18 protein-coding genes and 1 pseudogene are annotated in these 24,817 nt (G+C 72.6%); 7 read left to right on the top strand and 12 right to left on the bottom strand.

Going from position 1 to position 24,817, the window contains the following annotated elements:
• The first annotated feature begins 10 nt into the window (after positions 1 to 10).
• Positions 11 to 799, top strand: coding sequence for a LysR substrate-binding domain-containing protein (locus ACZ7L5_RS35070; RefSeq protein WP_471522015.1), 789 nt, complete (start codon positions 11 to 13; stop codon positions 797 to 799).
• A 27-nt stretch (positions 800 to 826) separates the two neighbouring features.
• Here the strand turns inward: ACZ7L5_RS35070 and ACZ7L5_RS35075 are convergent, their stop codons facing one another.
• The 4 genes from ACZ7L5_RS35075 to ACZ7L5_RS35090 all read right to left on the bottom strand — a co-directional run bounded on the left by ACZ7L5_RS35075 (position 827) and on the right by ACZ7L5_RS35090 (position 5,545).
• Positions 827 to 1,279 (bottom strand): SRPBCC family protein, encoded by a 453-nt coding sequence (locus ACZ7L5_RS35075; RefSeq protein WP_471522017.1) that lies wholly within the window; start codon positions 1,277 to 1,279, stop codon positions 827 to 829.
• Between the two features lie 58 nt (positions 1,280 to 1,337).
• Positions 1,338 to 4,166, bottom strand: a complete 2,829-nt coding sequence (locus ACZ7L5_RS35080) for a beta-L-arabinofuranosidase domain-containing protein (RefSeq protein ID WP_471522019.1) — start codon at positions 4,164 to 4,166, stop codon at positions 1,338 to 1,340.
• A 193-nt stretch (positions 4,167 to 4,359) separates the two neighbouring features.
• On the bottom strand, positions 4,360 to 5,046 hold the full coding sequence (locus ACZ7L5_RS35085) for an HAD family hydrolase (protein ID WP_471522020.1): 687 nt from the start codon (positions 5,044 to 5,046) through the stop codon (positions 4,360 to 4,362).
• Between the two features lie 19 nt (positions 5,047 to 5,065).
• Positions 5,066 to 5,545 (bottom strand): Lrp/AsnC family transcriptional regulator, encoded by a 480-nt coding sequence (locus tag ACZ7L5_RS35090; protein ID WP_328429426.1) that lies wholly within the window; start codon positions 5,543 to 5,545, stop codon positions 5,066 to 5,068.
• 244 nt (positions 5,546 to 5,789) lie between these two features.
• Here ACZ7L5_RS35090 and ACZ7L5_RS35095 point away from each other — a divergent pair, with 244 nt between their 5' ends.
• On the top strand, positions 5,790 to 7,280 hold the full coding sequence (locus ACZ7L5_RS35095; protein WP_365055153.1) for an FUSC family protein: 1,491 nt from the start codon (positions 5,790 to 5,792) through the stop codon (positions 7,278 to 7,280).
• A gap of 408 nt (positions 7,281 to 7,688) precedes the next feature.
• On the top strand, positions 7,689 to 8,741 hold the full coding sequence (locus ACZ7L5_RS35100; protein ID WP_471522023.1) for a lactonase family protein: 1,053 nt from the start codon (positions 7,689 to 7,691) through the stop codon (positions 8,739 to 8,741).
• Between the two features lie 95 nt (positions 8,742 to 8,836).
• Here ACZ7L5_RS35100 and ACZ7L5_RS35105 read toward each other — a convergent pair whose 3' ends face one another.
• The 4 genes from ACZ7L5_RS35105 to ACZ7L5_RS35120 all read right to left on the bottom strand — a co-directional run bounded on the left by ACZ7L5_RS35105 (position 8,837) and on the right by ACZ7L5_RS35120 (position 12,690).
• Complete coding sequence (locus tag ACZ7L5_RS35105) at positions 8,837 to 9,760, bottom strand: sirohydrochlorin chelatase (protein ID WP_471021644.1); 924 nt, start codon at positions 9,758 to 9,760, stop codon at positions 8,837 to 8,839.
• Between the two features lie 120 nt (positions 9,761 to 9,880).
• Complete coding sequence (locus ACZ7L5_RS35110) at positions 9,881 to 10,858, bottom strand: N-acetylglucosamine kinase (RefSeq protein ID WP_471522025.1); 978 nt, start codon at positions 10,856 to 10,858, stop codon at positions 9,881 to 9,883.
• The gene (locus ACZ7L5_RS35115) at positions 10,855 to 11,532 is read right to left on the bottom strand and encodes a uracil-DNA glycosylase (protein ID WP_471522026.1); all 678 of its coding nucleotides are present in this window, start codon (positions 11,530 to 11,532) and stop codon (positions 10,855 to 10,857) included. The genes ACZ7L5_RS35110 and ACZ7L5_RS35115 overlap by 4 nt, the downstream gene beginning before the upstream one ends.
• 72 nt (positions 11,533 to 11,604) lie before the next feature.
• A complete protein-coding gene (locus ACZ7L5_RS35120) occupies positions 11,605 to 12,690 on the bottom strand; it encodes a WD40/YVTN/BNR-like repeat-containing protein (protein WP_471522027.1) in 1,086 nt (361 codons plus the stop codon).
• A gap of 278 nt (positions 12,691 to 12,968) precedes the next feature.
• Here ACZ7L5_RS35120 and ACZ7L5_RS35125 point away from each other — a divergent pair, with 278 nt between their 5' ends.
• Positions 12,969 to 13,556 carry an Rv1733c family protein gene (locus ACZ7L5_RS35125; protein ID WP_471522029.1) on the top strand — a complete coding sequence of 196 codons (588 nt, stop codon included), beginning with the start codon at positions 12,969 to 12,971 and terminating at the stop codon, positions 13,554 to 13,556.
• Positions 13,557 to 13,828: 272 nt separating this feature from the next.
• Here the strand turns inward: ACZ7L5_RS35125 and ACZ7L5_RS35130 are convergent, their stop codons facing one another.
• Positions 13,829 to 15,526, bottom strand: a complete 1,698-nt coding sequence (locus ACZ7L5_RS35130) for a DNA alkylation response protein (RefSeq protein ID WP_471522031.1) — start codon at positions 15,524 to 15,526, stop codon at positions 13,829 to 13,831.
• 74 nt (positions 15,527 to 15,600) lie between these two features.
• On the opposite strand from ACZ7L5_RS35130, the gene ACZ7L5_RS35135 reads away from it, so the two are divergent.
• The gene (locus ACZ7L5_RS35135; protein ID WP_471522033.1) at positions 15,601 to 16,392 is read left to right on the top strand and encodes a PaaX family transcriptional regulator C-terminal domain-containing protein; all 792 of its coding nucleotides are present in this window, start codon (positions 15,601 to 15,603) and stop codon (positions 16,390 to 16,392) included.
• An 87-nt stretch (positions 16,393 to 16,479) separates the two neighbouring features.
• On the opposite strand, the gene ACZ7L5_RS35140 is transcribed toward ACZ7L5_RS35135, so the two are convergent.
• Both ACZ7L5_RS35140 and ACZ7L5_RS35145 read right to left on the bottom strand, forming a co-directional pair.
• Positions 16,480 to 17,262 (bottom strand): pectate lyase, encoded by a 783-nt coding sequence (locus tag ACZ7L5_RS35140; RefSeq protein WP_471522035.1) that lies wholly within the window; start codon positions 17,260 to 17,262, stop codon positions 16,480 to 16,482.
• A gap of 69 nt (positions 17,263 to 17,331) precedes the next feature.
• Positions 17,332 to 18,312: a pectate lyase family protein gene (locus ACZ7L5_RS35145; protein ID WP_471522036.1), complete on the bottom strand. Its 981-nt coding sequence runs from the start codon at positions 18,310 to 18,312 to the stop codon at positions 17,332 to 17,334.
• Positions 18,313 to 18,664: 352 nt separating this feature from the next.
• On the opposite strand from ACZ7L5_RS35145, the pseudogene ACZ7L5_RS35150 reads away from it, so the two are divergent.
• Positions 18,665 to 19,219: pseudogene (locus ACZ7L5_RS35150) on the top strand (cellulose binding domain-containing protein); the annotation flags it as partial.
• Positions 19,220 to 19,343: 124 nt separating this feature from the next.
• Positions 19,344 to 23,720 (top strand): HAD-IC family P-type ATPase, encoded by a 4,377-nt coding sequence (locus ACZ7L5_RS35155; RefSeq protein ID WP_471522038.1) that lies wholly within the window; start codon positions 19,344 to 19,346, stop codon positions 23,718 to 23,720.
• Here ACZ7L5_RS35155 and ACZ7L5_RS35160 read toward each other — a convergent pair whose 3' ends face one another.
• The gene (locus ACZ7L5_RS35160; protein WP_471522040.1) at positions 23,721 to 24,800 is read right to left on the bottom strand and encodes an NADH:flavin oxidoreductase/NADH oxidase; all 1,080 of its coding nucleotides are present in this window, start codon (positions 24,798 to 24,800) and stop codon (positions 23,721 to 23,723) included. It abuts the gene before it with no gap.
• Positions 24,801 to 24,817 lie beyond the last annotated feature (17 nt).

Consider the following 24,817-nt stretch of genomic DNA (forward strand, 5'->3'; position numbering starts at 1 on the left):
ACCTGGCCTGGTGACAGGCTCGGAAGTACCCCCGTCGTTCCGGCTCGCCTACGTCCCGGGCGTGACCCCCGCCAAGTGGGTGCGGACCTGGAACGAGCGCTTCCCCGACGTACCCCTCACCCTCCACTCGGTGCCCGCCGCGCAGGCCCCCGACGTGCTCCGGGACGGCGGGGCCGACGCCGGTTTCGTACGGCTGCCGGTCGACCGTACGGTCCTCAGCGCGATCCCCCTCTACACCGAGACCACGGTCGTCGTCGTCCCCCAGGACCACGTCGTCTCGGCGGTCGACGAGGTGACTGCCGAGGACCTGGCCGACGAGGTCGTCTTCCACCCCCTCGACGACGTCCTCGACTGGGAGCACCCGCCTGGTCAGCCGGCCTTCGAGCGCCCCGCCACCACCGCGGACGCCGTCGAGCTGGTCGCGGCGGGCGTCGGCCTGCTTGTCGTGCCCCAGTCGCTGGCCCGGCTCCACCACCGCAAGGACCTCACCTACCGGCCGCTGGTCGACGCCCCCCAGTCGAGCGTCGCGCTGTCCTGGCCTCAGGATGCGACCACCGACCTGGTCGAGGACTTCATCGGCGTCGTCCGCGGCCGCACGGTCAACAGCACCCGGGGCCGTACGACGTCCCAGGCTCCGGCCGCGACGGAACAGCCGAAGCGCAAGCGCCCCGAAGCCGGCGGCACCCCGCGGCGCCAGTCCGCGGCAGGGGGCCGGAGCGGCCGCACCGGCTCCGGCGGCGCCAAGGGCACGAAGGGCGCCAAGAGTCCCCGGCGCGGCAAGCCCCGCCGCAAGTCGTAGCTGACGGTCGAAGCGCCCGGGGGCCGGCTACCCGGTGTGTTCCGTGAGCCTGCGTTCCAGGTCGCGCAGGTCCTTGCCGATGTTGGAGCGGACATGGCGGGCCATGATCGGCGCCGCCGGCCGGTAGACGCCGCCCGGGCCGCCCCGGACGCGGATACGCGCGAGGGTGCCGTTCGCGTGCGGGTCGAAGGCATAGGTGACCTGCATCGGCACCGGGCCGGCCACGGACACCATGTCGAGCAGCCGGGGGAAGTCGTACGTCGCCACGCGGAGCACGTAGTCGATGTGCCGGCCGAGGAAGTGAGCCGTCCGCTTGACCTCGGCGCCGACCCCGAATCCGCCGTCGTCGGCCTCGCGGGTCAGCTCCGCCCTGCGGATGCCCTGGGTCCAGTCGGTGTCGTGGCGCCAGTCCATGGCATACGCGGCAACCCGCTCGGGAGGGAAGGGGATCACCCGCTCCGCCGACACGTCGATCGTCATGGCTCCAGCATCCCCGCGCCGGGAGTCGAGCGCTCGGCGCGGGGATCAGGTCGACGGGTCAGGAGGCGTACGTCGCCTGTTCGGACGTACGGACGACCGTCTGCCCTCTTGCCTGGCTCAGCAGACCGGCGGTGACCCAGGCGTTCACGGTGGACCGCACGCGCGAGACCAGCGCACCCTTGGTGCCGAAGGGGGCCCCGGCCCAGATCTCGTCCAGCAGCGTGGTGCCGTCGGACTTCGCGGGGTTGGCGACGCCGGAGTCGGAGTTGCCGAAGATCACCCGGGGTTCCGAGCGCCGGAAGTAGGCGTGGGTCGGGGCCTCGGTGCCTTCGAAGAAGGGGGTGAACTCGGTTCCGGCGAGGGTGTAGTGGAGCGGCTTGCCGGACACGGGCGCGAGCGACGGCAGCAGATCGCCCGACAGACCCGCGTTGCGGTACAGGCCCAACTGCAGGTGGCTGGTGGAGGAGTTGCGGCCGACGAGATTGACGGGGCCGTAGAGCAGCGTCTGCAACGCAGGGTCGTCGAGCGCCTTCTCCACCCGGAGGCGGAAGGGCATCGAGATCCGCACCGTGTCGCCGCTGCGCCACGTCCGCGACACGGTGAAGTAGCTCCCCGGTGTCGGAGAGCCGCTCACCGCACTGCCGTTGACCGTCACCCGGAAGCCGGCGGTCGCCCACGACGGCACGCGCAGCCGCAGCGCGAAGGCCGCGCCGCCGCCGATGGTGAGCGTGGTGCCCTGCTCGCGGGGAAACCCGGTCGCCTGAGTGACCGTCACACCCCTCTCAGACCAGTTCAGTTGGGACGGGCTGTAGAGGTTCACGTACAGCGCGCCGCCGTCGGCGGCCTTGAAGTACACCGAGTCCTGGTACTTGGTGGCGCTCTCCATGCCGGTGCCCTCGCAGCAGGTCGTGCCCTGCTTGGGCGTGTAGTCCCGCACATGACCCGGCGTCAGCCCGATGAAGTACGTGACCAGCGGCTTCTCGGCGTCTGCCTTGTCCTGCTTGGAGCCGAGGACCTGGTTGTAGAGCGCACGCTCGTAGTAGTCCATGTACTTCGGCTGCTGCTCGTGGAAGAACAGCGTCCGGCTCAGCTTCAGCATGTTGTAGGCACAGCACGTCTCGGCGGTCGTGTCACTGATCGTGCCCGCGATCACGTCGCGCGCCTTCCAGAACTCGGCGGTGCTGGTGCCGCCGATGCCGTACATACGGTGGGGGACGACCATGCCCCAGAAGTTGCGGGCGGCGTCGAGATAACGGGCCTCGCCCGTCGCGTCGTACAGCCGCAGGTACCCGGTGAAGATCGGTATGTGCTGGTTGGCGTGCAGCCCGTCGAGGATGTCGGTGTTCGCGGCGGAGTTGTCGATGAGCCGGTCCAGGTCGAACAGCTGGGCCAGCGCGAGGTGTTCGGCCTTTCCGGTGATCGTGTGCAGGTCGCAGATCGCCTCGACGATGCCGCCGAACTCACCGCTGGAGAACAGCCCCCACATACGCTGCAGCGTGGCCTCCGGCAGCTTGGCCAGCCGGGAGTACATCCAGTCGCACATGCCGGACGCGAGGTCGAGGGCCCGGGCGTCGTCCGTGGTGAGGTAGGCGTCCAGGACACCCCTGAGGATCTTGTGCGCGGTGTAGTACGGCGCCCACACCTTCGTGTAGTCGCTGGCGGTCCTCGACTCCAGGTCGATGAACTGCGTCTCCGGGTACGCGGCCAGGAACCCGGGGTGGCTGGGCCCGCCCCAGGTGCGGCGCAGGGTGGCGGTGAGGCCGCGGCCGGAGGCATCGGCGAACGTCCCGCCGGAGGTCTCGTCGAAGGCGTACGACGCCAGGTCGCCGCGGCCGGCGGGGGCGTCGGCGGCCCGCCTGCTCTGCAACTGCGTGATCTCGGTGACGGTGAGGGCGCGCGACCAGATGTTGAACTCGTCGTAGGCGCCCGCGAAGACCGGGTCGGTGGCGAAGTTGGAGCGGCCCAGCCAGTTGTTGGTGAGGGTGCCGAGGGCGGCCGGGGTGAGGGACATCGCCGAGTTGCGGGCCACGGCGGTGCCGTTGACGTACAGCGTCCCGGTGCCGCCCGCGATCGTGACTGCGAGGTGGCTCCACTGATCGAGGGGCAGCGCGGCGGTCCCGTCGAGTCCCTGCTCGCCGCCCGGCCCGTTGGTCGTGATGGCGAAGCGCGGCACGCCGGCGGCGTTGCGGGCGGCCAGGTACAGGTACCGGGTGTTGTTGTTCCCGAAGTCGAAGACCCGCGTCCAGTCGGCATCGTGAGTGGGCTTCACCCAGGTGGACAGGGTGATCGCGGACGCGCCCCCGAGGACGGCTGCGGGCAGATCGACGTACTGGTAGGAGCCGCGGACGTGCTCGGCGGCGGTGCCGAACCTTCCGCTCACGCTCAGCACCGCGGGGTCCTTGCGCAGCGCCGCACGCACGTCGGTCAGCGCGCCGACCATGGTGCGGATCTTCTCGACGAACACCTGCTCGCCGGTGCCGGCGTACGCCTGCGACAGCATGGTCAGGAAGTGCCCGGTGTAGTGCCCGCGCAGATTGCCGTTGGCCTCGCCGTCGAGCCCCTCCCAGCCCCCGGGCGCCACCGCACCGCCGGTGGAGAGGCCGGCGTTGGCACGGAAGACCTGCAGCAGCCGGTTCACGTCGTAGCCGCGGGCGTGGTCCAGTATCAACTGCCGCTTGTCGGCGAAGAGTCCGGGCCTGAGGGCCACGTCGTCGAGGGCGAAGGGCTGGACGGTCCAAGTGGAAGGTGTGACGGCCACGGACTGCGCCTCCTGAACGGCGGCCGGGGCGGTCGAGGCCCGGCCGATTGCCGAGTGGCTGATCGCGGGAACCGCAGCGGCGAGGGCCGCGGCCTGGAGGAGGGATCGTCTGGAGAGGGGCCGGGCCATGTGTGCTCCTCCATGAGGGGGGTGGGGGCGGTGGGTGGAGACAGCGGGTGGGGGTAGCCAGACGTTCGATATTGCGAACGACGTACGAATAGTCGACCAGACGATAGGGAGGAGGCGGGCGAGGGTCAACGGGTCCGGAGCGTTTTAATTCCCGTCGCCGTTCCGGCCGTTCGGCTCGTCGGTCGGCAGGGCCCTACCTCGTGCGGCGCAGCCAGTCGTACGCCGTCCGCGCCGTAAACTCCTCCTGCCCGCCCCGCAGCAGCAGACCTGCCGTCGCGAACTCCGGGGCGTCCGCCTGGGCGGCCACGTACGGGACGGCGATGCAGCGCATGCCGGCCGCGTGTGCGGAGGCCGCGCCGGGGGCGGCGTCCTCGACGACCACGCAGTCGGCCGGTGTCGCGCCGAGCCGGCGGGCCGCCTCCAGGAAGACGTCGGGGGCGGGCTTGCCGCGGTCGACCTCGTCGGCGGAGACGACGGTGCGCAGATGGGCGTCCAGGCCGGTGCCCGACAGGATCGCCGTGATGGCCTCCAGGGACGAACCCGAGGCGACGGCCAGCGGGACGCCCTCGGACGCAAGGAACTCCACGAACTTGCGCATCTCGGGGTATGCGCGCGTGGACACGCGGGCGAGATCCAGATAGCGGCGGTTCTTGGCCGCGAGCAGCTCGTCGACGGACGCCCGCAGGCCGTACTCCCGCTTCCAGAGCGTGACCGTCTCCAGCGTGCTGATGCCGACGTAACGCTCGTGGTCCGACCACGTGAAGTCGTTGACCCCGTGCTCGGCGAGAACCTGCCGCCCCGCCTCGTAGTAGTTGGGCTCGCTGTCCACGAGTGTTCCGTCGAGATCGAAGATGACCGAAGTGTTGCCGAGATCGCTCATGGGCCCAGGATGTCAAAGGTCATTTCCGGGCCGCCGCCCGCCCGATCGACTCCACCAGCGGCAGCAACCGGTGCGGGACGCGCTCACGCAGGGCGACCTCGCTGCGGGTGCGGACCACGCCGGGCAGGCTGATCAGCTTCTGGATCACGTCCTCCAGATGAGCGTTGTCGCGGGCCACCACCCGGGTCAGCAGATCGCCCCCGCCCGTGATCGAGAACGCCTCCACGATCTCCGGCACGGCGGCGAGCTCGTCGCCCACGTCGTCGAGGTGGCCCTGGGTGACCTCGATGTGTACGAACGCCAGCACCGGATGACCCAGCGCGGCAGCGGAGAGTGCCGGCCCCGTGCCGGTGATCACGCCGTCCCGCTCCAGCCGGTCGAGGCGAGCCTGCAAGGTGCCCCGCGCGACGCCGAGGATGCGGGCGTACTCGCGCACGCTGGTACGGGGCTGCTCCAGCAGCAGCCGCAGGATGCGGGTGTCGAGCTCGTCCACGGCCATGCCGTCCGGCCTCCTTCGCCCCGTGCCCGCATCCGCGTCCGCCATGGACCGTCCTGGTCCGTCATGGTCCGTTGGCTCGCCGATGGACGTACGGGGACCGTTGTACCTGTGCCAATGGCTCAGCAGTCTAGGCGCCGCTTGAGCCAGACTGCCCCTTGATGCTGCAATGGGCCCGTCGATGGCGCTGCGGATCCCGCGGCGCCTTTTTCATGCCGGAGCAAACCGAGCAAAGGGGCGGGACGTAGTGCTGAAGAGGGTGTTCGTGGCGCCGGACCCGGGGCGGGCGCGGCTGCGCTTCGCCGTGCGGGCCGTGCTCGGCATCGGGCTCGCGGTCGTCGTCTGCGGACTGGCCGGACACTCCCTCGTCGGTGCCGTCACCGGCGGGCTCGCCGCGCTGCTCGCGCTGTTCACCGTCACCGATGCCACGGTCCGCGGACAGGCGGTCACCACCGCTCTGCTGCCGTTCGTCGGTCTGCCCGTCCTCGCGGCGGCTGCCGAACTGCACGACCAGCCGGTCGCCCGCGACCTCACCTTCCTCGCCGTCGTCGGCGCGGGCGTGTACGCGCGCCGCTGGGGGCCACGCGGGCACAGCCTCGGTGTGTTCGCGTTCATGACCTTCTTCGTGGCGCAGTTCCTCCAGGCGACCCCCGACCGGCTGCCCGAGCTCTACGCCGCCGTACTGCTCTCCCTGCTCACCGCGTCCGCAGTGCGCTTCGGGCTGTGGTGCTACGAACGCCGTCTGCCCCCTGCGCCGGTACCCGCACCGCCGGGCGGCACCGGCTTGGCCCGCGTGACCACACGGCAGGCCATCCAGGCCACCGCGGGCGCGGGCTTCGCGCTCGTCGTGGGCCAGCTGGTGTCCGGGCACCGCTGGTACTGGGCCGTGGGCGCCACCTGGTGGATCTTCGTCAACACCACCTCGCGCGGCGAGACCATGGTCCGCGGCTTCCGCCGCGTCCTCGGCACGGTGATCGGCATCGGCCTCGGCCTGCTCGTAGCCGTCCCGGTGGCCGGCGAGACGATCCCGACGGCCGCGCTCCTCGCCGTCTGCGTCTTCGGCATCTTCTACACGGCCGCCGTCTCCTACACCTGGATGATGCTCTGCGTCACGGTGCTCGCCGAGCTCCTCTACGGCATGCTGGGCGTCCTCGATCCCGCCCTGCTGGCGCTGCGGCTCGCCGAGACCGGCGTCGGGGCGCTCGGCGCCGTGCTGGCCGTGCTGTTCGTCCTGCCCGTGACCACGCATGCCGTCAATGACGCCTGGATCCAGCGCGCCCTGCGCTGCGTCCACGCCGCCACCGCCGAGGCCGCCGCACGCCTGGCCGGGGACGAAAGCGCCGACCCGTCCTCGCGGCTCGCCGAGCTGGAGCAGTTGCTCGGCCGGGTGCGCCTTGCCCTCGCACCGCTGGTGCATCCGCTGAATCCGATGTCGGCCCGCAAGCGCCGCGCCCGCCACGTCCTGGACCTGCTCGACGACTGCGCCCGCGAGATCCGCGGCCTTGCTGCCGTCGCCGCCGACCCCGAGGCCTCGCACGACGCCCGCCTGGCCGCCGCGTGCTGGCGCGTCGAGGCCGCTGTCGAGGCGCTGACCGGCGGTGCGGATGTCACCGCCCCCCTCACGCACCCGACGGAGTCGGATCCCGCGCTGACCCATCTGCACGGCCTGGAACGAGCCCTGGCCGAACTGTCCCAGCCCCTGCGTACGCCGTCCGGGTCCCGACTCGTCGGAGCGTGAGAACGCCGGACGTGTGGGAGATCCTCCGCGATCCACACGCCGGCCCCTCGAACCGCGCCCGCTCCGCGAAGTCGCTTCATCGGCCACAGGAGGGTGGACCAGAAGATCCTCCGGATACCCACGCGCCATCGGACGCAAGGAGCCCGCGAGCCGTGCGGGAGCGGCCCGCGGGTGAGCCTGACGGGGTGTGCCCCCGCGTGGCCTCCGGGAGCGCCACGCCCGTCCGCCACCGGACCTGCGAGGCGGTGCAGCGGCATCCCGCCCACCTGCAACACCCCGAGGCCAGAGCCCGGGCCGGCGGCGGGAGACGACCGCACGCGCCGACGTTTTGAACGGCTCTTGGTCTAGACCGATGATGATCCGCTGCTACCGTCAGCCCGGACGGCACCCGACCGGAAGGGGACAGCGGTGGCAGATGGTGGCAGGCGGGCACGGCGGGCCTACATCGGGTCGTTCACGGCGGCCGGCGGCCCCGGGATCGTGACGGCGTCCGTGGCCGCGGGCAGCGGCGCGCTCACCGTCCTGGGAGGCGCGGACGACGTGCCCGACCCGGCATACCTGGCCCTGTCGCCGGGCGGCGACACGCTCTACGCGGTCAGCGAGACGGCCGAGGGCGCGGTGGCCGCGTATCGCGTGACCGGGGACAAGCCGGAGCTCATCGGATCACCGGTCCCGGTCGGCGCCGGCGGACCCACTCACCTCAGCCTCTTCGCCGGCCACGTACTGACCGCGAACTACGGCTCCGGCAGCGTCACCGCCGTGCCCGTCCGCGCCGACGGCACCCTCGCGGGCGCCCGGTCCGCCGTCCTCCAGCACACCGGCTCGGGCCCGCACACGCCACGCCAGCAGGGCCCGCACGCCCACCACGTGCAACCCGACCCGAGCGGCCGCTGGGCCGTCAGCGTGGACCTCGGCACCGACTCGGTGCGGGTGTGCACGCTGGCCGGCGGCGCACTCGATGTGCACCGGGAGATCGCCCTGCGGCCGGGCTCGGGCCCGCGCCACCTGGCCTTCCACCCGCACAGCCCGTACGCGTACGTCGTCAATGAACTCACCCCCACCGTCACCGTCTGTCACTGGGACGCCGACGACGGCACGCTCAAGCCGATGACGGAGACACCGGTCCTGCCGGGCGGCCCGGCCGGCGACGCCTATCCGTCCGGCATCGTCGCCTCGCCCGACGGCCGCTTCGTATGGACCGCGACCCGCGGCGAGGACGTGCTGTCCACGTTCGCTGTCGAGGGCGAGGAACTACGGCTCGTCGGGACGGTGATCTGCGCCGGCCACTGGCCGCGCGCGCTCACCGAGGCGGACGGGTTCCTGTACGTCGCGAACGAGCGCTCCGGTGACGTCACCTGGTTCGCCCTGGACCCCGACAGCGGGCTCCCGCGCTACGAGGGCTCGATCGCGGTGCCCGCGGCGTCCTGCGTGGTCATCGGCCCGGACGTCGGCAGCGTGTGACCGCATGCCGAAGGGCCCGCTCCGGATGTGGAGCGGGCCCTTCGGTGTGACTGCGACGCCCACGAGACGCGCGGTCACCTGCACATCGGGCGGCGTCAGCGGACCGGCGTGCCCTGCGCCTGCTGCGGGGCGATGCCCAGCGCCGTCGTGTACTTCGACAGGGCGAGCTTGCCGATCGCCGGGTACGGGCCGAGCGCTTCGGCGGCGGAGCAGCCCGCCTCGTGAGCGGCCTCCGCGACCACGCTGGGGTCGATCTCCGGCCCTATGAGGTACGGCGCCAGCGCCAGCTGCTGGGAGCCCGAGGAACGCAGCTGCTCGGCGACCGCCGAGATCGCGCCGTCCTGGTCCAGGGCCGCCGCCATCACCGGCACGGCCAGCCGCGCGGCGAGCAGCATGCCGGTGATCCCGGCCGCCTGCACGGCCTCCTCGCCGCCGACGGAGGCGAGGATGATGCCGTCCGCGGCCGTGGCCACGGTGAACAGGCGGGCACGGTCGGCGCGCGCCAGACCGGCCTCGGACAGGCGCACGTGCAGCGCCTCGGCGAGCAGCGGGTGCGGGCCCAGCACATCGGTCAGGTCGGCCGCGACGCGGCTGTCCATCACGGCCTGGCGGATGACGCGCAGCAGCGCGCTGTCCGGGCCGGCGAGCAGCGGCACGACGACGGCGACGGGGCCCTCCGGCTCCTTGGCCTCCACCCCTGCGGCGATCGCCTGCTCATAACGGGCGGCGCGCTCCTCGGCCGCGTGCACGAGCACCGACTGGAGAGTGGGGAACTCCACGTCATCGCCGTCGACGTACCCGATCCGGGCGTCGAGGCCGGGGAGCTCGGAGCGGGCGATGCTCACGACCTCCTCGGCGAGTCCGCGGGTCGCGGCGCTAGGCGTGCCCGGCACCGCGAGGACGAGCGCGGGCGCGCCCTCGGGAGCCGCCAAGGGCTCGGGTCGGCGGTGCCGCCCGGGCTGACGAGGTCGCGGCATTCGTACTGGCAGGCCGGACGCGGGCCCAGTGGGGGAGCTCATGGCGACGCATGTTACTGGCTTCTTGGGCTCCCCTGTTCGGGGAGGGTGCAGGTGAGCGGTATCCGTCCGCTTTTGTCTGATTGAGTTACCTGCAGAGTGGAACCGGGCGGCTTAAGTGGATCAGTCCTCCTTTCCGTTCACCACGCAGAGCATCGCCTCGTCACTCGGCAGAGTGAGCGCGTCCATCGCGAGATCGGTCGCGATGCGCACGGACCCGTCGAGCGGATCCCCGGCGGCCGGCACCGTCCGCGCGGCCGGCAGCCGCTTCGCCAACTCCTCTTGCAGAGGTACGACGAGAGGGGCGCCCATCTTGAACAGACCGCCGGTGAGCGCGACTTGAGGCTCCCCCGTCGTGGGGCAGACGGCTGCCGCGGAGTCGGCCATGTGCCGTGCGGCGGCCCGCAGGATGTCGGCGGCCACCGGGTCGCCGTCGGCGCAGACGGCCACCTGGGGGGCGAAGGAGGCCAGGACGGCAGGGCGGTCCGGCCGTGGATACAGCTTCCCGGGCAGGCTCCGCACCGGGCCGAACAGTTCCTCGGCGCGGGCCAGCAGTCCGGCCGACCCGCCGGGCCGCCCGTCGTACGCGCGCAACGCCGCCTCGAGCCCGGCCCGTCCGATCCAGGCGCCGCTGCCGCAGTCGCCGAGCAGATGCCCCCAGCCGTCCGCACGGCGCCAGTTCGTCAGGTCGGTGCCGATCGCGATGAGTCCCGTACCGGCGGCGACCACGGCTCCGGGCCGCGGCCCGAGGGCACCGACATACGCGGTGACGGCGTCCGCGGCGAGCGCGACCCGCCCGATGCCGAACTCCCGCCCCAGCGCGTCCGGCAGTTCGGCACGCAGGGCATCGCCCAGGCTGGCCATCCCGGCAGCTCCGACGGCGGCCGCGTCCAGCCGGTCCACACCGGCCTCGGCCATCAGCGCCCGGACCATGGGCACGAGTTGCTCCATGAAGTGCCCGGGGTCGATGCCCATGTCCCCGGTACGTACCGGTTCGCGGGACTCCCGCCGGGCCGTCGCCCCACGGCCGACGGTGCCCACGACGACCCGCAGGCCGGACCCTCCTGAGTCGACGGCGAGGAACCCGGAGGGGTCGGTCACGGCAGGCGCCAGTCCACCGGTTGTCCGCCCTGCCGGATCAGCAGGTCGTTGGCGCGGCTGAACGGGCGGGAGCCGAAGAAGCCGCGGTCGGCGGACATGGGGGAGGGGTGAGCGGACTCCACGGACGGGAGGCTGCCGAGGAGGGGACGGAGGTTGCGGGCGTCGCGGCCCCAGAGGATGGAGACGAGCGGCTTGCCGCGTCCGGCGAGCGCGCGGATGGCTTGCTCGGTGACCTCCTCCCAGCCCTTGCCGCGGTGCGCGGCCGGTTTGCGCGGGGCCGTGGTGAGCGCCCGGTTGAGCAGCAGCACGCCCTGCTCGGTCCAGGGCGTCAGATCGCCGTTCGACGGCTGCGGCAGACCCAGGTCGGTGTTGAGCTCCCGGTAGATGTTGATGAGGCTGCCGGGCAGGGGACGTACGTCGGGCGCCACCGAGAATGAATGGCCCACGGCATGTCCTGGGGTCGGATACGGGTCCTGTCCGACGATCAGGACCCGTATGTCGTCGAAGGGCTGCTGGAAGGCCCTCAGGACGTTCGGCCCGGCCGGTAGATAGGTGCGTCCCGCGGCGATCTCCGCGCGCAGGAAGTCGCCCATCCCGGCGATCCGTTCGGCAACGGGTTCCAGGGCTTTCGCCCAGCCCGCCTCGACGATTTCATGCAAGGGTCGTGGTGCCACGGGCGTCACCCTACTGCCGCGCGGGCGGCGGTGATCAACCAGTGGCCAAGGCCGGCCCCCAAGCCTGACGGCTCATCCGACCACCGCGGCCCTGACGCACAGCACGTCCGGCAGATGAGAGGCCAACTGCTGCCAGCTGTCGCCGTCGTCGGCCGACGCGAACACCTCGCCGTTCCGATTGCCGAAGTACACGCCCGCCGGGTCCGCGTCGTCCGTGCACATCGCGTCGCGCAGCACCGTGCCGTAGTGGTCGTCCTGCGGCAGTCCCGCCGACAGCGGCTCCCAGGTCTTGCCCGCGTCCGCCGTACGGAAGACGCGACAGCGGTGGTCGGCCGGGACGCGGTCCGAGTCGGCGTTGATCGGGAACACGAACGCCGTATCGCCGCGGTGGGGGTGCGCGGCCACGGAGAAGCCGAACGTGGACGGCAGGCCCTCGCCGATGTCCGTCCAGGTCGCGCCCGCGTCGTCGCTTCGGTAGACGCCCCAGTGGTTCTGCAGATACAGCCGGTCCGGCGTCGCCGCGTCCTGCGCGATCTTGTGGACGCACTGGCCGAACTCCGGGTTCGGGTCCGGCAAAAACACCGCGGATACACCGGAGTTGGACGGCGCCCAGCTCGCACCGCCGTCGGCCGTCTTGAACACCCCCGCCGTCGAGACGGCAACCGTCACGGCCCGGGGGTCGCGCTTGTCGGTGATCACGGTGTGCAGGCCCTCACCGCCGCCGCCCGGCACCCACTTCGACCGGGTCGGGTGCTCCCACAGCGGGCGGACCAGCTCGAAGGTCTCGCCGCGGTCCTCCGAGCGGTACAGCGCCGCCGGTTCCGTGCCCGCGTACACCACGTCGGGCTCCGCTGCCGCCGGGTGCAGCTGCCACACGCGCTCCAGGGAAGCGTCGGTGTCCTTGGGGAATTTGACGGCCGGCCGGGCCGGTTCGGTCCAGGTGCGGCCCAGGTCGTCGGAGTGGAACACGGACGGGCCCCAGTGGGCGCTGTCGCCGCCCGCCAGAAGGCGCGGACGCTCGCCGCGGGTGTCGATGGCGACCGAGTACACGGCCTGGGCGTTGAAGTAGGGACTCTCGTCGAACTCCCAGGTGCCACCGCGCCTCCGCCCGATGAACAGGCCCTTGCGCGTGCCCACGGCGAGCATTGTCTCGGTCATGCCGACCACCTCCGCGACGTCTTTGTCTCAGGTACCGGCCAGTCTGCACCCCGGCACTGACAGTCACCTCTGGAAAGGATGACGTCGCAGGTCAGCGCGGCGATGATAGCCCTCCGGCGGGCGCTGCGGGCACTTTCGCGAAGACGCCCGCGAGGGTCGCGTGACCCGTGCCACGGTCGATCCCGGTACGTGCAGTGAGCATCCGCCTCCCGTCTCCCGTATGGGATGGAGGCCGGTCCGGCAGGCACGTTCGTGCCCTCATGAGGAGGAAGCCCTCGATGGCGTTCCGTGGTCCGAAGGTGTGGCTGTGGCGCTGGCGGCGCAATCCGCTCAAACGCCGGGCCGACGCGGTGGAGTCCTGGGTGCTCCTCGCCGCCTGGGTACTGACTGTCCTGTGCGGAGTGCTCGCCGGCCTGGCGACGGCCGGCACGGTGGAGCGGGGAATGGCCCGGGAGCGCGTCGAGTGGCGGCCCGTCGTGGCCCTGCTCACCGAGCAGGCGCCGGGCACGGCCGACCCGCGCTCCGGCACGTCGACCAGCGAGTACGTGTGGGCGAAGGTCCGCTGGAGCGCGCGGGACGGTTCCCCGCACACCGGCCAGGCCCGCGTCCGCCCCGGCAGTGGCGTAGGCACGCCGGTCACCGTCTGGACGGACCCGCAGGGCCGCTTGGTCACCCGGCCCGCCACCCCCTCCGAGGCCCGCACGCGAGCCACCCTGGTCGGCGGCCTCGCAGGCTTCTGCGCCGCGTCCGTCCCCTTCGTCGCAGGCCGGGCCCTCCGCAACCGCCTGGAGAGCAACCGCATCGACGCCTGGGGCTACGAGTGGGCACGCTTCGGGCCACTGTGGGGTGGACGGACGACGGGGTGACGGCCGAAGGGGAGCCGGGCCCATGCCTGCCCCGGCGGCGGCCCGGCGACAGGCTCGGGCGGCTCACGCCTGTCCGCCGGCCCACGTCCCTCGGGCGGCGCGCCGCGTCCGTCAGGCTGCTGACGCCGGCGCCGTGAGCCATCGATGGCGCCGCCACACGGGTGGGCTTGCCCGTATCCCGTGGGCGGCGCCCAGCCGGTCAGTCCCGCCTTCTCCCAGCCACCTCTGCGGTGCCAAGGCCCGCCCCCGGGCCGCACCTCAGTGCTCAGCCCTCAGCCCGCAACGCCCGGCAGCGCCCGCCCCAGAATCCCGTCCACGTCCGCCGTGTCCGGCAGTGTGCCGAAGGCGTGGCCCCAGTCGCCGCCCAGCCGGGTGGCGCAGAAGGCGTCGGCGATCGGTGTGGGGGCGTGGCGGATCAGGAGGGAGGCCTGGAGGGTGAGGGCCATCAGCTCGACCAGGCGGCGGGCCGCGGCCTCGGAGCCCGTGGCGAGCAGGTTCTTCAGACGTGCCACCGACGCGTCCAGACGCGCGTCCGCCCCCTGCGCCAGGGCGAGTTCGGCGAAGAGGGCCTCGGCCGTGTCCGGCTCCCGGCTCAACGCCCGCAGGACGTCAAGGGCGTTGACGTTCCCCGAGCCCTCCCAGATCGACAGGAGCGGAGCCTCGCGGTAGTGGCGGGGCATGCCCGACTCCTCGACGTAGCCGTTGCCGCCGAGGCATTCCAGGGCCTCCGCGGTGAAGGCCGGACCGCGCTTGGTGACCCAGTACTTCCCGACGGCGGTGGCGATCCGGCGGAATGCCCCCTCGGTCCCGTCCGCGTCGTCCCCGCGCACCACCCGGTCGGCCGCGCCGGCCAGCCGCAGCGTGAGTGTGGTGGCGGCCTCGGACTCCAGGGCCAGGTCGGCCAGGACGTTGCGCATCAGCGGCTGGTCGAGCAGCCGAGCCCCGAACGCGCTGCGGTGGCGCACATGGTGGCCCGCCTCGACGAGCGTCTTGCGCATCAGCACCGCCGACGACATCACGCAGTCCAGCCGGGTGCAGTTGACCATTTCGATGATCGTCTTGACGCCCCGCCCCTCGGGCCCGACCAGCCAGGCGACGGTGCCGTCGAACTCGGGCTCGGAGGAGGCGTTGGAGCGGTTGCCCAGCTTGTCCTTCAGGCGCTGGATGCGGAACGTGTTGCGGCTGCCGTCGGGCAGGACACGCGGCACGAGGAAGCAGGACAGCCCGCCCGGCGCCTGCGCCAGGACCAGGAAGACGTCACACATGGGCGCCGAGGTGAACCACTTGTGCCCGCGCAGGGTGTACACCCCGGGCTCCGCCGTCGGCGACGCGGTGGTGGTGTTCGTGCGGACGTCGGAGCCGCCCTGCTTCTCGGTCATCCCCATGCCCGCGAGCAGCCCCCGCTTCTCGGTGGGCACGCGCAGCTCCGGGTCGTACTCCCGGCTGGTCAGCAGCGGTTCGTAGACCTTCGCCAGCTCGGGCTGCCGGCGCAGCACGGGGACGGCGGCGTACGTCATCGACGTCGGGCAGCCGTGCCCCGCCTCCGTGTGCCCCCACACCAGCCCGCCCGCGGTCCGCGCGACATGTGCTCCGGGCCGCTCGTCCGCCCAGGGCGCCGCCGCCAGCCCCTCGCCGACCGCGACCCGCATCAGGTGGTGCCAGCTCGGATGGAACTCGACCTCGTCGACGCGATGCCCGTACCGGTCGTGCGTACGCAGCTCGGGCTCGTGGCGGTTGGCCTGCTCACCCCACTCCTGCGCCTCGGCGCTCCCGGCCCGCAGGCCCAGCCGCCGGATGTCCTCCTCGGCCCACGCGGCCCCCTCGCGGCGCAGCCCCTCGATCAGGGCCGTGTCCTCGGACGCGTCGTACGGCGCCAGGGGAGGAGGCTGGTTGGTGACGTCGTGGGTGCCGTGCTGCCCGGACCGCTCCGGCGCGGCTCCGGACTGCTCCTGCGCGAGTATCGAGACCATGCCGTCAGTGTTGCACTGTCGCTGCGGTTGCAGCAATCCTGTAATACACCGAGCCGGCACGTAGGGTCCTGGTCATGCCGAACAACGCGTCACCGTCGACCGGGGAGGCGGACCTGCGCCCGCTGTCCGCCCGGTCGGTCGTCCTGAGCCTGCTGCTGGGTCTGCATCCGCCCGAGCTGCCGGTGAAGGAACTGGTGCGCAGCGTGGAACCGTTCGGGATCGCGGGGTCCACCGTGCGGGCCGCGCTCAGCCGGATGGTTGCGGCCGGTGACCTGCGGCGCGCCGACACGGTCTACCGGCTCAGCGACCGGCTGCTGGAGCGCCAGCGACGCCAGGACGACGCCGTCCACCCCGAGACCCTGCCCTGGGACGGCGACTGGGAGATGGTCGTCGTCACCGCCACGGGCCGCGGCCCCGCCGAACGCGCTGAACTGCGCACCGAGCTGACCCGGCTCCGGCTCGCCGAGCTCCGCGAGGGCGTCTGGCTGCGCCCGGCCAACCTGCTCCGGCCCCTGCCGGGCGACATCGCCCAGGTGGCCCAGCGCTACACGGCCCGCCCCGGCCGCCCCGCACCCGAGCTCGCCGCGAGCCTGTGGCCGCTGGACGCCTGGGCCGACACCGGACGCGCCCTGCTCGCCCGGGTCGCCCACGCGCGGCGGCCGTCCGACCGTTTCACCGCCTTCGCGGCCGTCGTACGGCACCTGCTCGCCGACCCGGTACTGCCCCCTGAGCTCCTCCCGGCCCACTGGCCGGGCGACCGGCTGCGCGCCGCGTACGCGGACTACCGACGGGAGCTCGCGGACGACGTACGCGCCGGTGACGGGCACGACGCCACCGACAGCGCACACGCGCGTGCCCGCAACTGACCGCACACGACACGACGGCCGCCCGAAGCGCCGTGCGGGGACGCTTCGGACGGCCGCCTTCGCCGTGGGGGGCCTGACGAGCGGGTGCTACCGGTAGGTGATGTCCGAGCTGGAGTACAGGCAGTTCGTGCTGTCCGGCCCGGTACCGACGGCCGTGTTGTTGTTGTACTTCTGGCACGGGACGACCTTGCGGCCGGAGTCGTTGAGGATCGTGATTCCGCGCAGCGTCGCCACGTCGTTGCGGTTGACGTTGATGCCGACGAGGCGTGCGGTGGACCCCGTGCCGGTCACCTCGATGTTGCTGAGGTTGACCTTGCGCGTGTACTGCGTGGAGCAGTCGCCGCACGAGCGGTACAGCGTCTTGAAGTCGCTGACGGCGAAGTTGGAGATGTTCAGGGTGCCGGGCCCGTTGTGCTGGAAGACCTTGTCGGCGGCCTTCTTGGCGCCACCGCCGGTGACTGTGTAGGTGGAGCCGCCCCGGAAGGTGGCCGCGTCCTCGCCGACGTCCTCCCACCACACGTTCTGCAGCGTGCAGTTGCCCTCGCAGTGGATGCCGTCGGCGCCCGGCGCGCCGATGATGACGTTCTTCAGCGTCGCGCCGGCCGCGAGCTTGAAGATCGGGTCCTGGCCCTCCTCCTGACCGTCGCCGGCCAGGTCGCCGCTGCCGTAGTAGCGGACCATGCCGCCGTCGCGGACGCCGGACACGGAGATGGTGGAGCTCACCGGCTGGCTGCTGCTCGGCGTCGGCCAGGTGGCGGCGTTCGCGGGCGGTGCGCTGATTGTCGTGATCATGACAGACGAGAGGCCGAGGGCGGCCAGGCCGCCGGTCAGTGCGCGCCGACGGGCGCGGGGCTTTGCGGGTGAAGTCATGTCCCGTATGCCTTCTTCCGGTTGTGGGGGTGTCGGATGGGGGTGCCGGATCTTCTTCCTGGTGGGTGGTCAGAGCTTCCCGGCGCCCGCGCCGGACGTCACCGAGGCGGCGACGGTGGACGCGGACTCCGCGGTGTAGCCGTAGGGCGGCGTGGTGAAGGTGCCGACCCGGGAGATCTCGGTCGCGGCCCCGCCAAGATCGTTGCCGCGGAGGTTGGCGTAGCCGTCCACGTCGCTGCTGCGGTTCGTGGTGACGGCGATCTTGGTGTCGCGGAAGACGTTGTTCTCCACGAGCAGTTGGGCGCCCATGCGCGAGTGGCAGGCGGTGTCGGCGCCGGCCACGTAGTTGTTGTAGAAGTGCCCGGTGCCGAAGCGCAGGCTGGGGATGCGCGAGTAGACATTGGTGAACTGGTTGTGGTGGTACGTCACCTTCAGGTGCCCGGTGTCCTCGCTCGCGTTGTTGTCGCTGTGTCCGACGAGCGAGCCCTTGAAGTGGTCCTTGAAGGCGTTCCAGGACACCGTGACGTTGTCCGAGCCGTGATTGATGTCCAGCAGGCCGTCGTAGTGGTCCTTGTCGTGATCGCGGTCGGCCGAGAAGGAGTTGTGGTCGATCCACACCTTCGTCGACTCCTGGACCGTGACGCCGTCGGCAGGCGCCACCGGCTTGCTGATGTTCAGGTTCCGGATGACGACGTTGGTGACCTCCTTCAGTCGCAGCCCGCCGCCGGTGAAGCCGGACGACGAACCGGCGCCCAGCACCGTGGTGTTGGAACCGACGTCGACCTGACCGCTCAGCGAAATGAGGCCGTTGACCCGGACGACCTTGGCGGAGTTGCCGGTCACCGCCGTTCTGAAGGCGTCCAGCGTCGAGACGGTGACCGCCGAGGCGTTGCCGCCGCCGGTCGTCCCGGCACCGAAGCCGACCGGCGAGGTCTCGGCCGCCCCGGCCGGCTGCGGCAGGGCGATGACGGCCGCGGTGGCGAGGACGGCTGCCGCGGCCGTCGCCAGTGCGGTTCTTTGCGGGCGTGCACGTGGGGGGAGAGTTCGCATGCGGGTGCGTCCCTTCGGGAGTCGCGACACGATCATGTACGTGAATCTTGAACGTCATGTAGAACGCCGCGCGCCGGCGGTGTGGCCATGTGGGGGTGCTGCGAAGCGGGTCGGTCACACTGCTGAACGGAACGTAGAGGGCAAGCGCTTTCTGGTCAACGCTTCGCGCAGAAGAATTCGGTCAGTTCTGGTGGGGGTAAGGGCTCTCATGTCTGAGGTGTGGGAGCGCTTCCATGGTGACTGTGTCCATGTCACGATGCCCTATCTGTGAGGCCTCCCCGCGCGCAGAGCAGCCACTTCCGCGCCCGGACAAGCCACACCCGCGACCAGAAGGGACAAGGACGTGTCCACCTTCCGGGAGACGATCAAGCAGTGGACGAATGTCCAGGGCGTCGGCCAGACCCCGGCCGCCACGGACACGCCCCAGTCGGGCTGGACCCGCACCCGCTACGGCGGCACCGGGGACCGGGCCCCCGTCGAGGCGATCAGCCTCCAAGGCGTCGGCCACAACCTGTACGGCTACGGCATGGCTGCCCGGGTGCTCACCTTCTTCGGCCTCGACAGCGGTGGCCCAGTACCCCAGCCGCAGCCCGGCGCCTGCAAGGTGACCGCGACCACCAACGCCTGGAACACGGGCCTGACCGCCTCCGTGACGATCAGCAACACGGGCCCGACGGCGATCAACGGCTGGCGGCTCGGCTTCACCCTGCCCGCCGGGCAGTCCATCACCAACGGATGGGGAGCCACGTACGCCCCGGCCTCCGGCCCGTGACGGGGAGCAGCGCCTCGTACGACGCGGCGCTCGCGCCCGGGGCGAGCGTCAGCATCGACGACCAGGCGAACTACACCGGGAACAGCGCGGCGCCGGGCACTTTCACGCTCAGGGACGGCTTGCGCCTCAGGGTGATCGACCTCGACGACGAGGCAGGGCCGGGGAGATCCTTCGCGCCGCCTGTGCGCGGATGACATGCCGTTTTGCGGGAACCCGGCGGCACAGAAGCCGACGTCGACGAGCTGAGCGAGGGCGAGCGATGGTTCTGGGACTGCTCACACGTCCGACAGCCGCCGCGGCCGAGATGGTCGCGGCCGGGCCCCGGCTGCTCGCCCGAGGAGCCGCCCCCGCGGTGGGAATCGCCGCCGGGGCGGTCGCCGGGACGGCCCGGGCCGGGGTACGGGGTGCCGACAGCGCTGCACGTGCGGCGCGCGTCGCGCGAAACTCCCTTTCCCTTCGCCCGCAACCCTGGCGGTCAGGCGCCCGGACTCATCTCGCCCTGCGGCCCGAGGCGCCGGAGCGGGTACGGCTTGAGGGCGGCATGGAGCACGCCGCCCGCAAGGTCGCCGAGACGCTGATGGAGCGGCCCGACGTGGCGCTCGCCTACTGGGACGGCGGGCTGAGCCGGCTCGTGGTGACCGCCGTCGAGGAGGCGGCCGGCGACCAGGTGGTGGACAGGGCGGTCGAGATCGCGGCACGTCACGGCCTGGCCCGTACGGACAATTCGGTCGACGAGATCACGCACCCCGCAGACCCCGCCGGGGTGCGGGCCGCCGCCACGACGCTCGCCGCCGACGGGGTGGGCATCGCCGCGGCGTTCGCCGGCTACGCGCTGCGCCTGCCGACCACGCCCCGGTCGGTGACCGCGCTGGTGACGCTGCTGCGGGAGAACCCCCGTTTCCGGGGCTGGCTGCGTGCCAGGATCGGCCGCTCCCGCATGGACCTGGTGCTGGCCATGGCGAACGCGGCTGTCCACGGGGCCGGCCGGACCCCGACCGCTCTCGTGCTCGACGGCACACTGCGCTCGCTCCAGCTGGCGGAGACGGTGGCCCGCGTGGCCGCGTTCGAAAAGGTCCACGACGAGGTCTCCGCCCCGGACCGGCCCAGCGTGGCCGGGGCCCACTTCCCGCGCCCGCCGCTGCGTACCTCCCCGGCCCAGGAGTACGCCGCGCACGCCGAGACCGGCAGCCTGGTGGGTGCGGCTGCCATGCTGCTGGTCAAGCACGACGGCACCGAGGCGGCGGAGGCGGTGCTCGCCGGCTCGCCCAAGGCCGCCCGCTACGGACCCGCCGCCTTCCACGCCGTACTGAGTTCCGCGCTGTCCCGCGACGGCGTCCTGGTGCGGGACCCGGAGCGGCTGCGGCAGCTGGAGATGGCCGACACGGTCGTCCTGCATCCGAGCGCCCTGCGGACCCCGGGCGCCGACGCCGACCCGTGGGCGGAGACCGTACTGGACGCGGCGCGGCGCGCGGGTCTGCGGGTCGTGATGGTGGACGACCCCGCGCTGGCCGACTTCACCAACCTCGCCGACCAGGTGGTCCGCGACGAGCGGTCGCTGAGCGACGTGGTGAACGCGCTGCGCGCCGAGAAGGACAGCGTCGTCGTCACGGTCGCGCGGCCGGCGCAGGACGACGAGGACATCCTCGCCGGACTGCTCGCCGGCGATGTGGCCGTCGCTCTCACCGACCGTGACGGAGCCGTCGTCTGGAGCGCCGACGTGCTGGCCCTGCACGGGCTCGCGGACGTGTGGCGGCTGTTGCGGGCGGTCCCGGCCGCGCGCGGCGTGGGTCGTAGGTCGCAGGTGCTCGCCCGCTCCGGTGCCGCCCTGTCCGGGCTCCTCGTAGCGATCGGCAAGTCCGCGCGCGGGCGCCCCACGCCGTGGCCCGGGCTGCGGCACACCCCTGTCGACGCGAGCGCGGCATGGGCCCTGCTGACCGGTGGGCGCGCGGCGTTCGGGGTCGCGACCGCCCGCGCACCGCACCCCCGGCCGCGCGTGTCCTGGCACGAACTGGAGCCCACCGAGGTCCGCGAACGGCTGGAGCACGAGACGGGCCCGGAGCCGACCGTCCCCGAGCAGGTCGGCGGCGGCGCGCGCAAGGCGATCCGCAGGATGGGCCGGCATCCCCTGTTCGCACCGCTGAGCGGTCCGGTCCAGCTCGCCCGGGCCGTGCGCGGCGAGCTCGACGACCCCCTCACCCCGGTGCTGGCCGTCGGCTCGGCCGCCGAGGCGATCCTCGGCTCCGTGGTGGACGCCCTGCTGGTCATCGGCGCGCTCGACCTGAACGCCCTGGTCGGCGGCGTCCAGCGGATGCGGGCCGAGCGGGCCCTGTCCGGACTGCTGGCGAAGCAGAAGCAGAAGGCGCGCGTCACCACCGAGGACCCCGAGTCCCAGCCGCACGTCGTGGACGCCGCCAAGCTCAGCCCCGGCGACCTGATCGAACTCCGGGCGGACGACGTGGTGCCCGCCGATGCCCGGCTGGTGTCGGAGGACGGCCTGGAGGTGGACGAGTCTTCGCTGACGGGGGAGTCCCTGGCCGCGGACAAGGGGACCGAGCCGACGCCGGACGCCGCCGTGCCGGACCGCAGCTCCATGGTCTTCGAGGGCACCACGGTGGTCGCCGGACACGCCCGGGCCATCGTGGTGGACACCGGGGACCGGACGGAGGCCGCCCGGGCCGTGGCCCTCGCCGCCCGCACCCCGCCGTCCGCCGGAGTACAGGCCAGGCTGCGGGAACTCACCGACAAGGCCCTGCCGTGGACCCTCGCCGGCGGCGCCGGGGTGACCGCGCTGTCGCTGCTGCGCGGCACGCCGATCCACCGGGCGGTCAGCGGCGGGGTGGCGGTGGGCGTCGCCGCCGTCCCCGAAGGGCTGCCGCTGGTGGCGACCGTCGCCCAACTGGCCGCCGCCCGTCGGCTCAGCCGCCGCGGAGTCCTCGTCCGCGCCCCGCGCACCCTTGAGGCGCTCGGCCGGATGGACACCATCTGCTTCGACAAGACCGGCACTCTCACCGAGAACAAGCTCCGCCTGGTCCGTGTGACGGACGCCGAAGGCAAAGTGCACAGGCCGGAGGAACACGACGACACGCTGCGGACAGCGGCCCGCGCCTGCCCTCAGCTGAACGGCGGCTCGGACCGGCCGGTGCACGCCACCGACGAGGCCGTCCTGGACGCCGCCGGACCCGACGCCGAGTGGTCGCAGAGCGAGGGCCTGCCCTTCGCGGCCGACCGTGGCTACGCCGCCGCAGTCGGCCGGGCCGGGGACGGCACCGCGGTACTCGTCGTCAAGGGCGCCCCCGAGACGGTGCTGCCCGCCTGCGCCGACCTGCCCTCCTCGGCATCGGACGCGGCGCACGAGCTGGCCGGCGGCGGACTGCGGGTCCTGGCGGTGGCCCGGCGCCCGCTCGACTCGGCGGACCAGGCCGCGGACGTCCTGGAACAGCCCCTGGAGGGCCTGGAGTTCACCGGGCTGCTCGCCCTCGCCGACGTACCGCGAGCCACCTCCACGGCCCTGGTCGAGGGCCTGCGTGAGGCAGGCGTACGACCCGTCATGCTGACCGGTGATCATCCGCAGACCGCGCGGGCGATCGCCGCCGAACTGGGCTGGCCCGAGGACACCGGCGTGGTCACGGGCGACGAGCTGGCGTCCGCGGACCGGGAGGAACGCGCCCGGATGCTGCGTGACATGGGCGTCGTGGCCCGCGTCGCCCCCGAGCAGAAGCTCCAGGTCGTCGAGGCGCTGCGGGACGCCGGGTGCGTGGTCGGCATGGTCGGCGACGGAGCCAACGACGCCGCGGCCATCCGCGCCGCCGACATCGGCGTCGGTATCGACGCCCGCGGCTCGGCGGCCGCCCGCAACGCCGCCGACCTCGTCCTCACCGACGGCGATCTGACGGTCCTGATCGAGGCGGTCGCCGAGGGCCGGGCCCTGTGGCACAGCGTCGCCGACGCCATCGCCATCCTGATCGGCGGCAACGCGGGAGAGGTGGGCTTCGGCCTCCTCGGCACGCTGCTGTCGGGCGCCGCGCCCCTGTCCACCCGTCAGATGCTGCTGGTGAACCTGTTCACGGACCTGTTCCCGGCCATGGCCGTGGCCGTGACGCCGAAGGAGGCGGAGGGAGCCGATGCGGAATCCGCGACGGATGACGCGGATGCGGAGAAGCAGGGCGTGGCCTCCGAAGCGGCACCCGCAGGAACCGAACCCCTGGGCACCTCACTCCTCGGCGCGCCCCTGATCCGCAAGATCCGCCACCGCGCCCTGACCACCACCCTGGGCGCCACGTCCGCCTGGCTGATCGGCCGCTTCACCCCGGGCACCGCCCGCCGCTCCACCACGATGGCCCTGTGCGCGGTGGTCGGCACGCAGCTCGCCCAGACCCTGGCCGACCGCCGGGGCAGCCCGCTGGTCCGCGTGACCGCCCTCGGCTCGGCGGCGGCCCTCGCCGTCCTGGTCCAGACCCCCGGCCTCAGCCAGCTCTTCGGCTGCACGCCGCTCGGCCCGGTCGCCTGGGCGGGCGTCGCCGCGTCGATCGCGCTCGCGGTGTTCGGCCAGCGCACCCTGCCGCACTTGGAGCGGATGGTGGCCCGGTACCTGCCGACCACCTCCGGCGACGCGGCGTCGGCGGCGTCCGCCGGGTGATCAGACGGACCGGTGGTACTGGTCGGGCACGTGCACGTCCCCGCCGAGCTCCCGAGCCGCGTGCCGCGCCCACGACGGGCTGCGCAGCAGCTCACGGCCGAGCAGGACGGCGTCCGCCTCACCGTTCGCGATGATCTTCTCCGCCTGCTCGACGTCCGTGATCAGCCCGACCGCGGCGACCGGCAACGTGGTCTCCGTCCTGACCCGCGCGGCGAACGGCACCTGGTAGCCCGGGCCGACGGGGATCCGGGCGCCGGAGGCGTTGCCGCCGGTCGAGACGTCCAGCAGGTCGATGCCGTGTGCCTTGAGGTCGGCGGCGAAGCGGACCGTGTCGTCGGCGGTCCAGCCGTCCTCCTCCAGCCAGTCGGTCGCCGAGATGCGGAAGAACAGCGGCTTGTCGTCCGGCCACACCTCCCGTACGGCGTCCACGACCTGGAGCGCGAAACGGGTGCGGTTCTCGTACGAGCCGCCGTACTCGTCGATGCGGTGGTTGGAGTACGGGGAGAGGAACTCGTTGATCAGATAGCCGTGGGCGCCGTGGATCTCGGCGATCTCGAAACCCGCGGCGAGGGCGCGGCGCGCGGCGTCCGCGAACTGCCCCACGACCTCCTGGATCTCGGCGACCGTCAGCTCGGTCGGCACGGGGTGCCCGTCGGCGAACGGGACCGCGCTCGGCGCCACCGGCTGCCACCCGTGGGCGTCCTGTCCCACCGGCGCGCCGCCCTTCCAAGGCTGGTCGGTCGACGCCTTGCGGCCGGCGTGGGCCAGCTGGATCGCCGGCACTGTGCCCTGCGACACAAGGAAGCGTGTGATCCGGCGAAACGCCTCGACCTGGGTGTCGTTCCAGATCCCCAGGTCGTACGGGGAGATCCGGCCCTCGGGGCTGACGCCCGTTGCCTCGACGATGATGAGCCCTGCGCCGCCGGCCGCGCGGGCCGCGTAGTGCGCGAAGTGCCAGTCGTTGGGGGCCCCCGCGTCGGGGCCCTCCGGTGCGGCCGAGTACTGGCACATCGGGGGCATCCACACCCGGTTCGGGATCGTCACATCGCGCAGGGTGTAGGTCTCGAAGAGCGCACTCACGGCGGACTCCATTCGTC

The sequence above is a fragment of the Streptomyces sp. NPDC107528 genome (assembly GCF_055639295.1).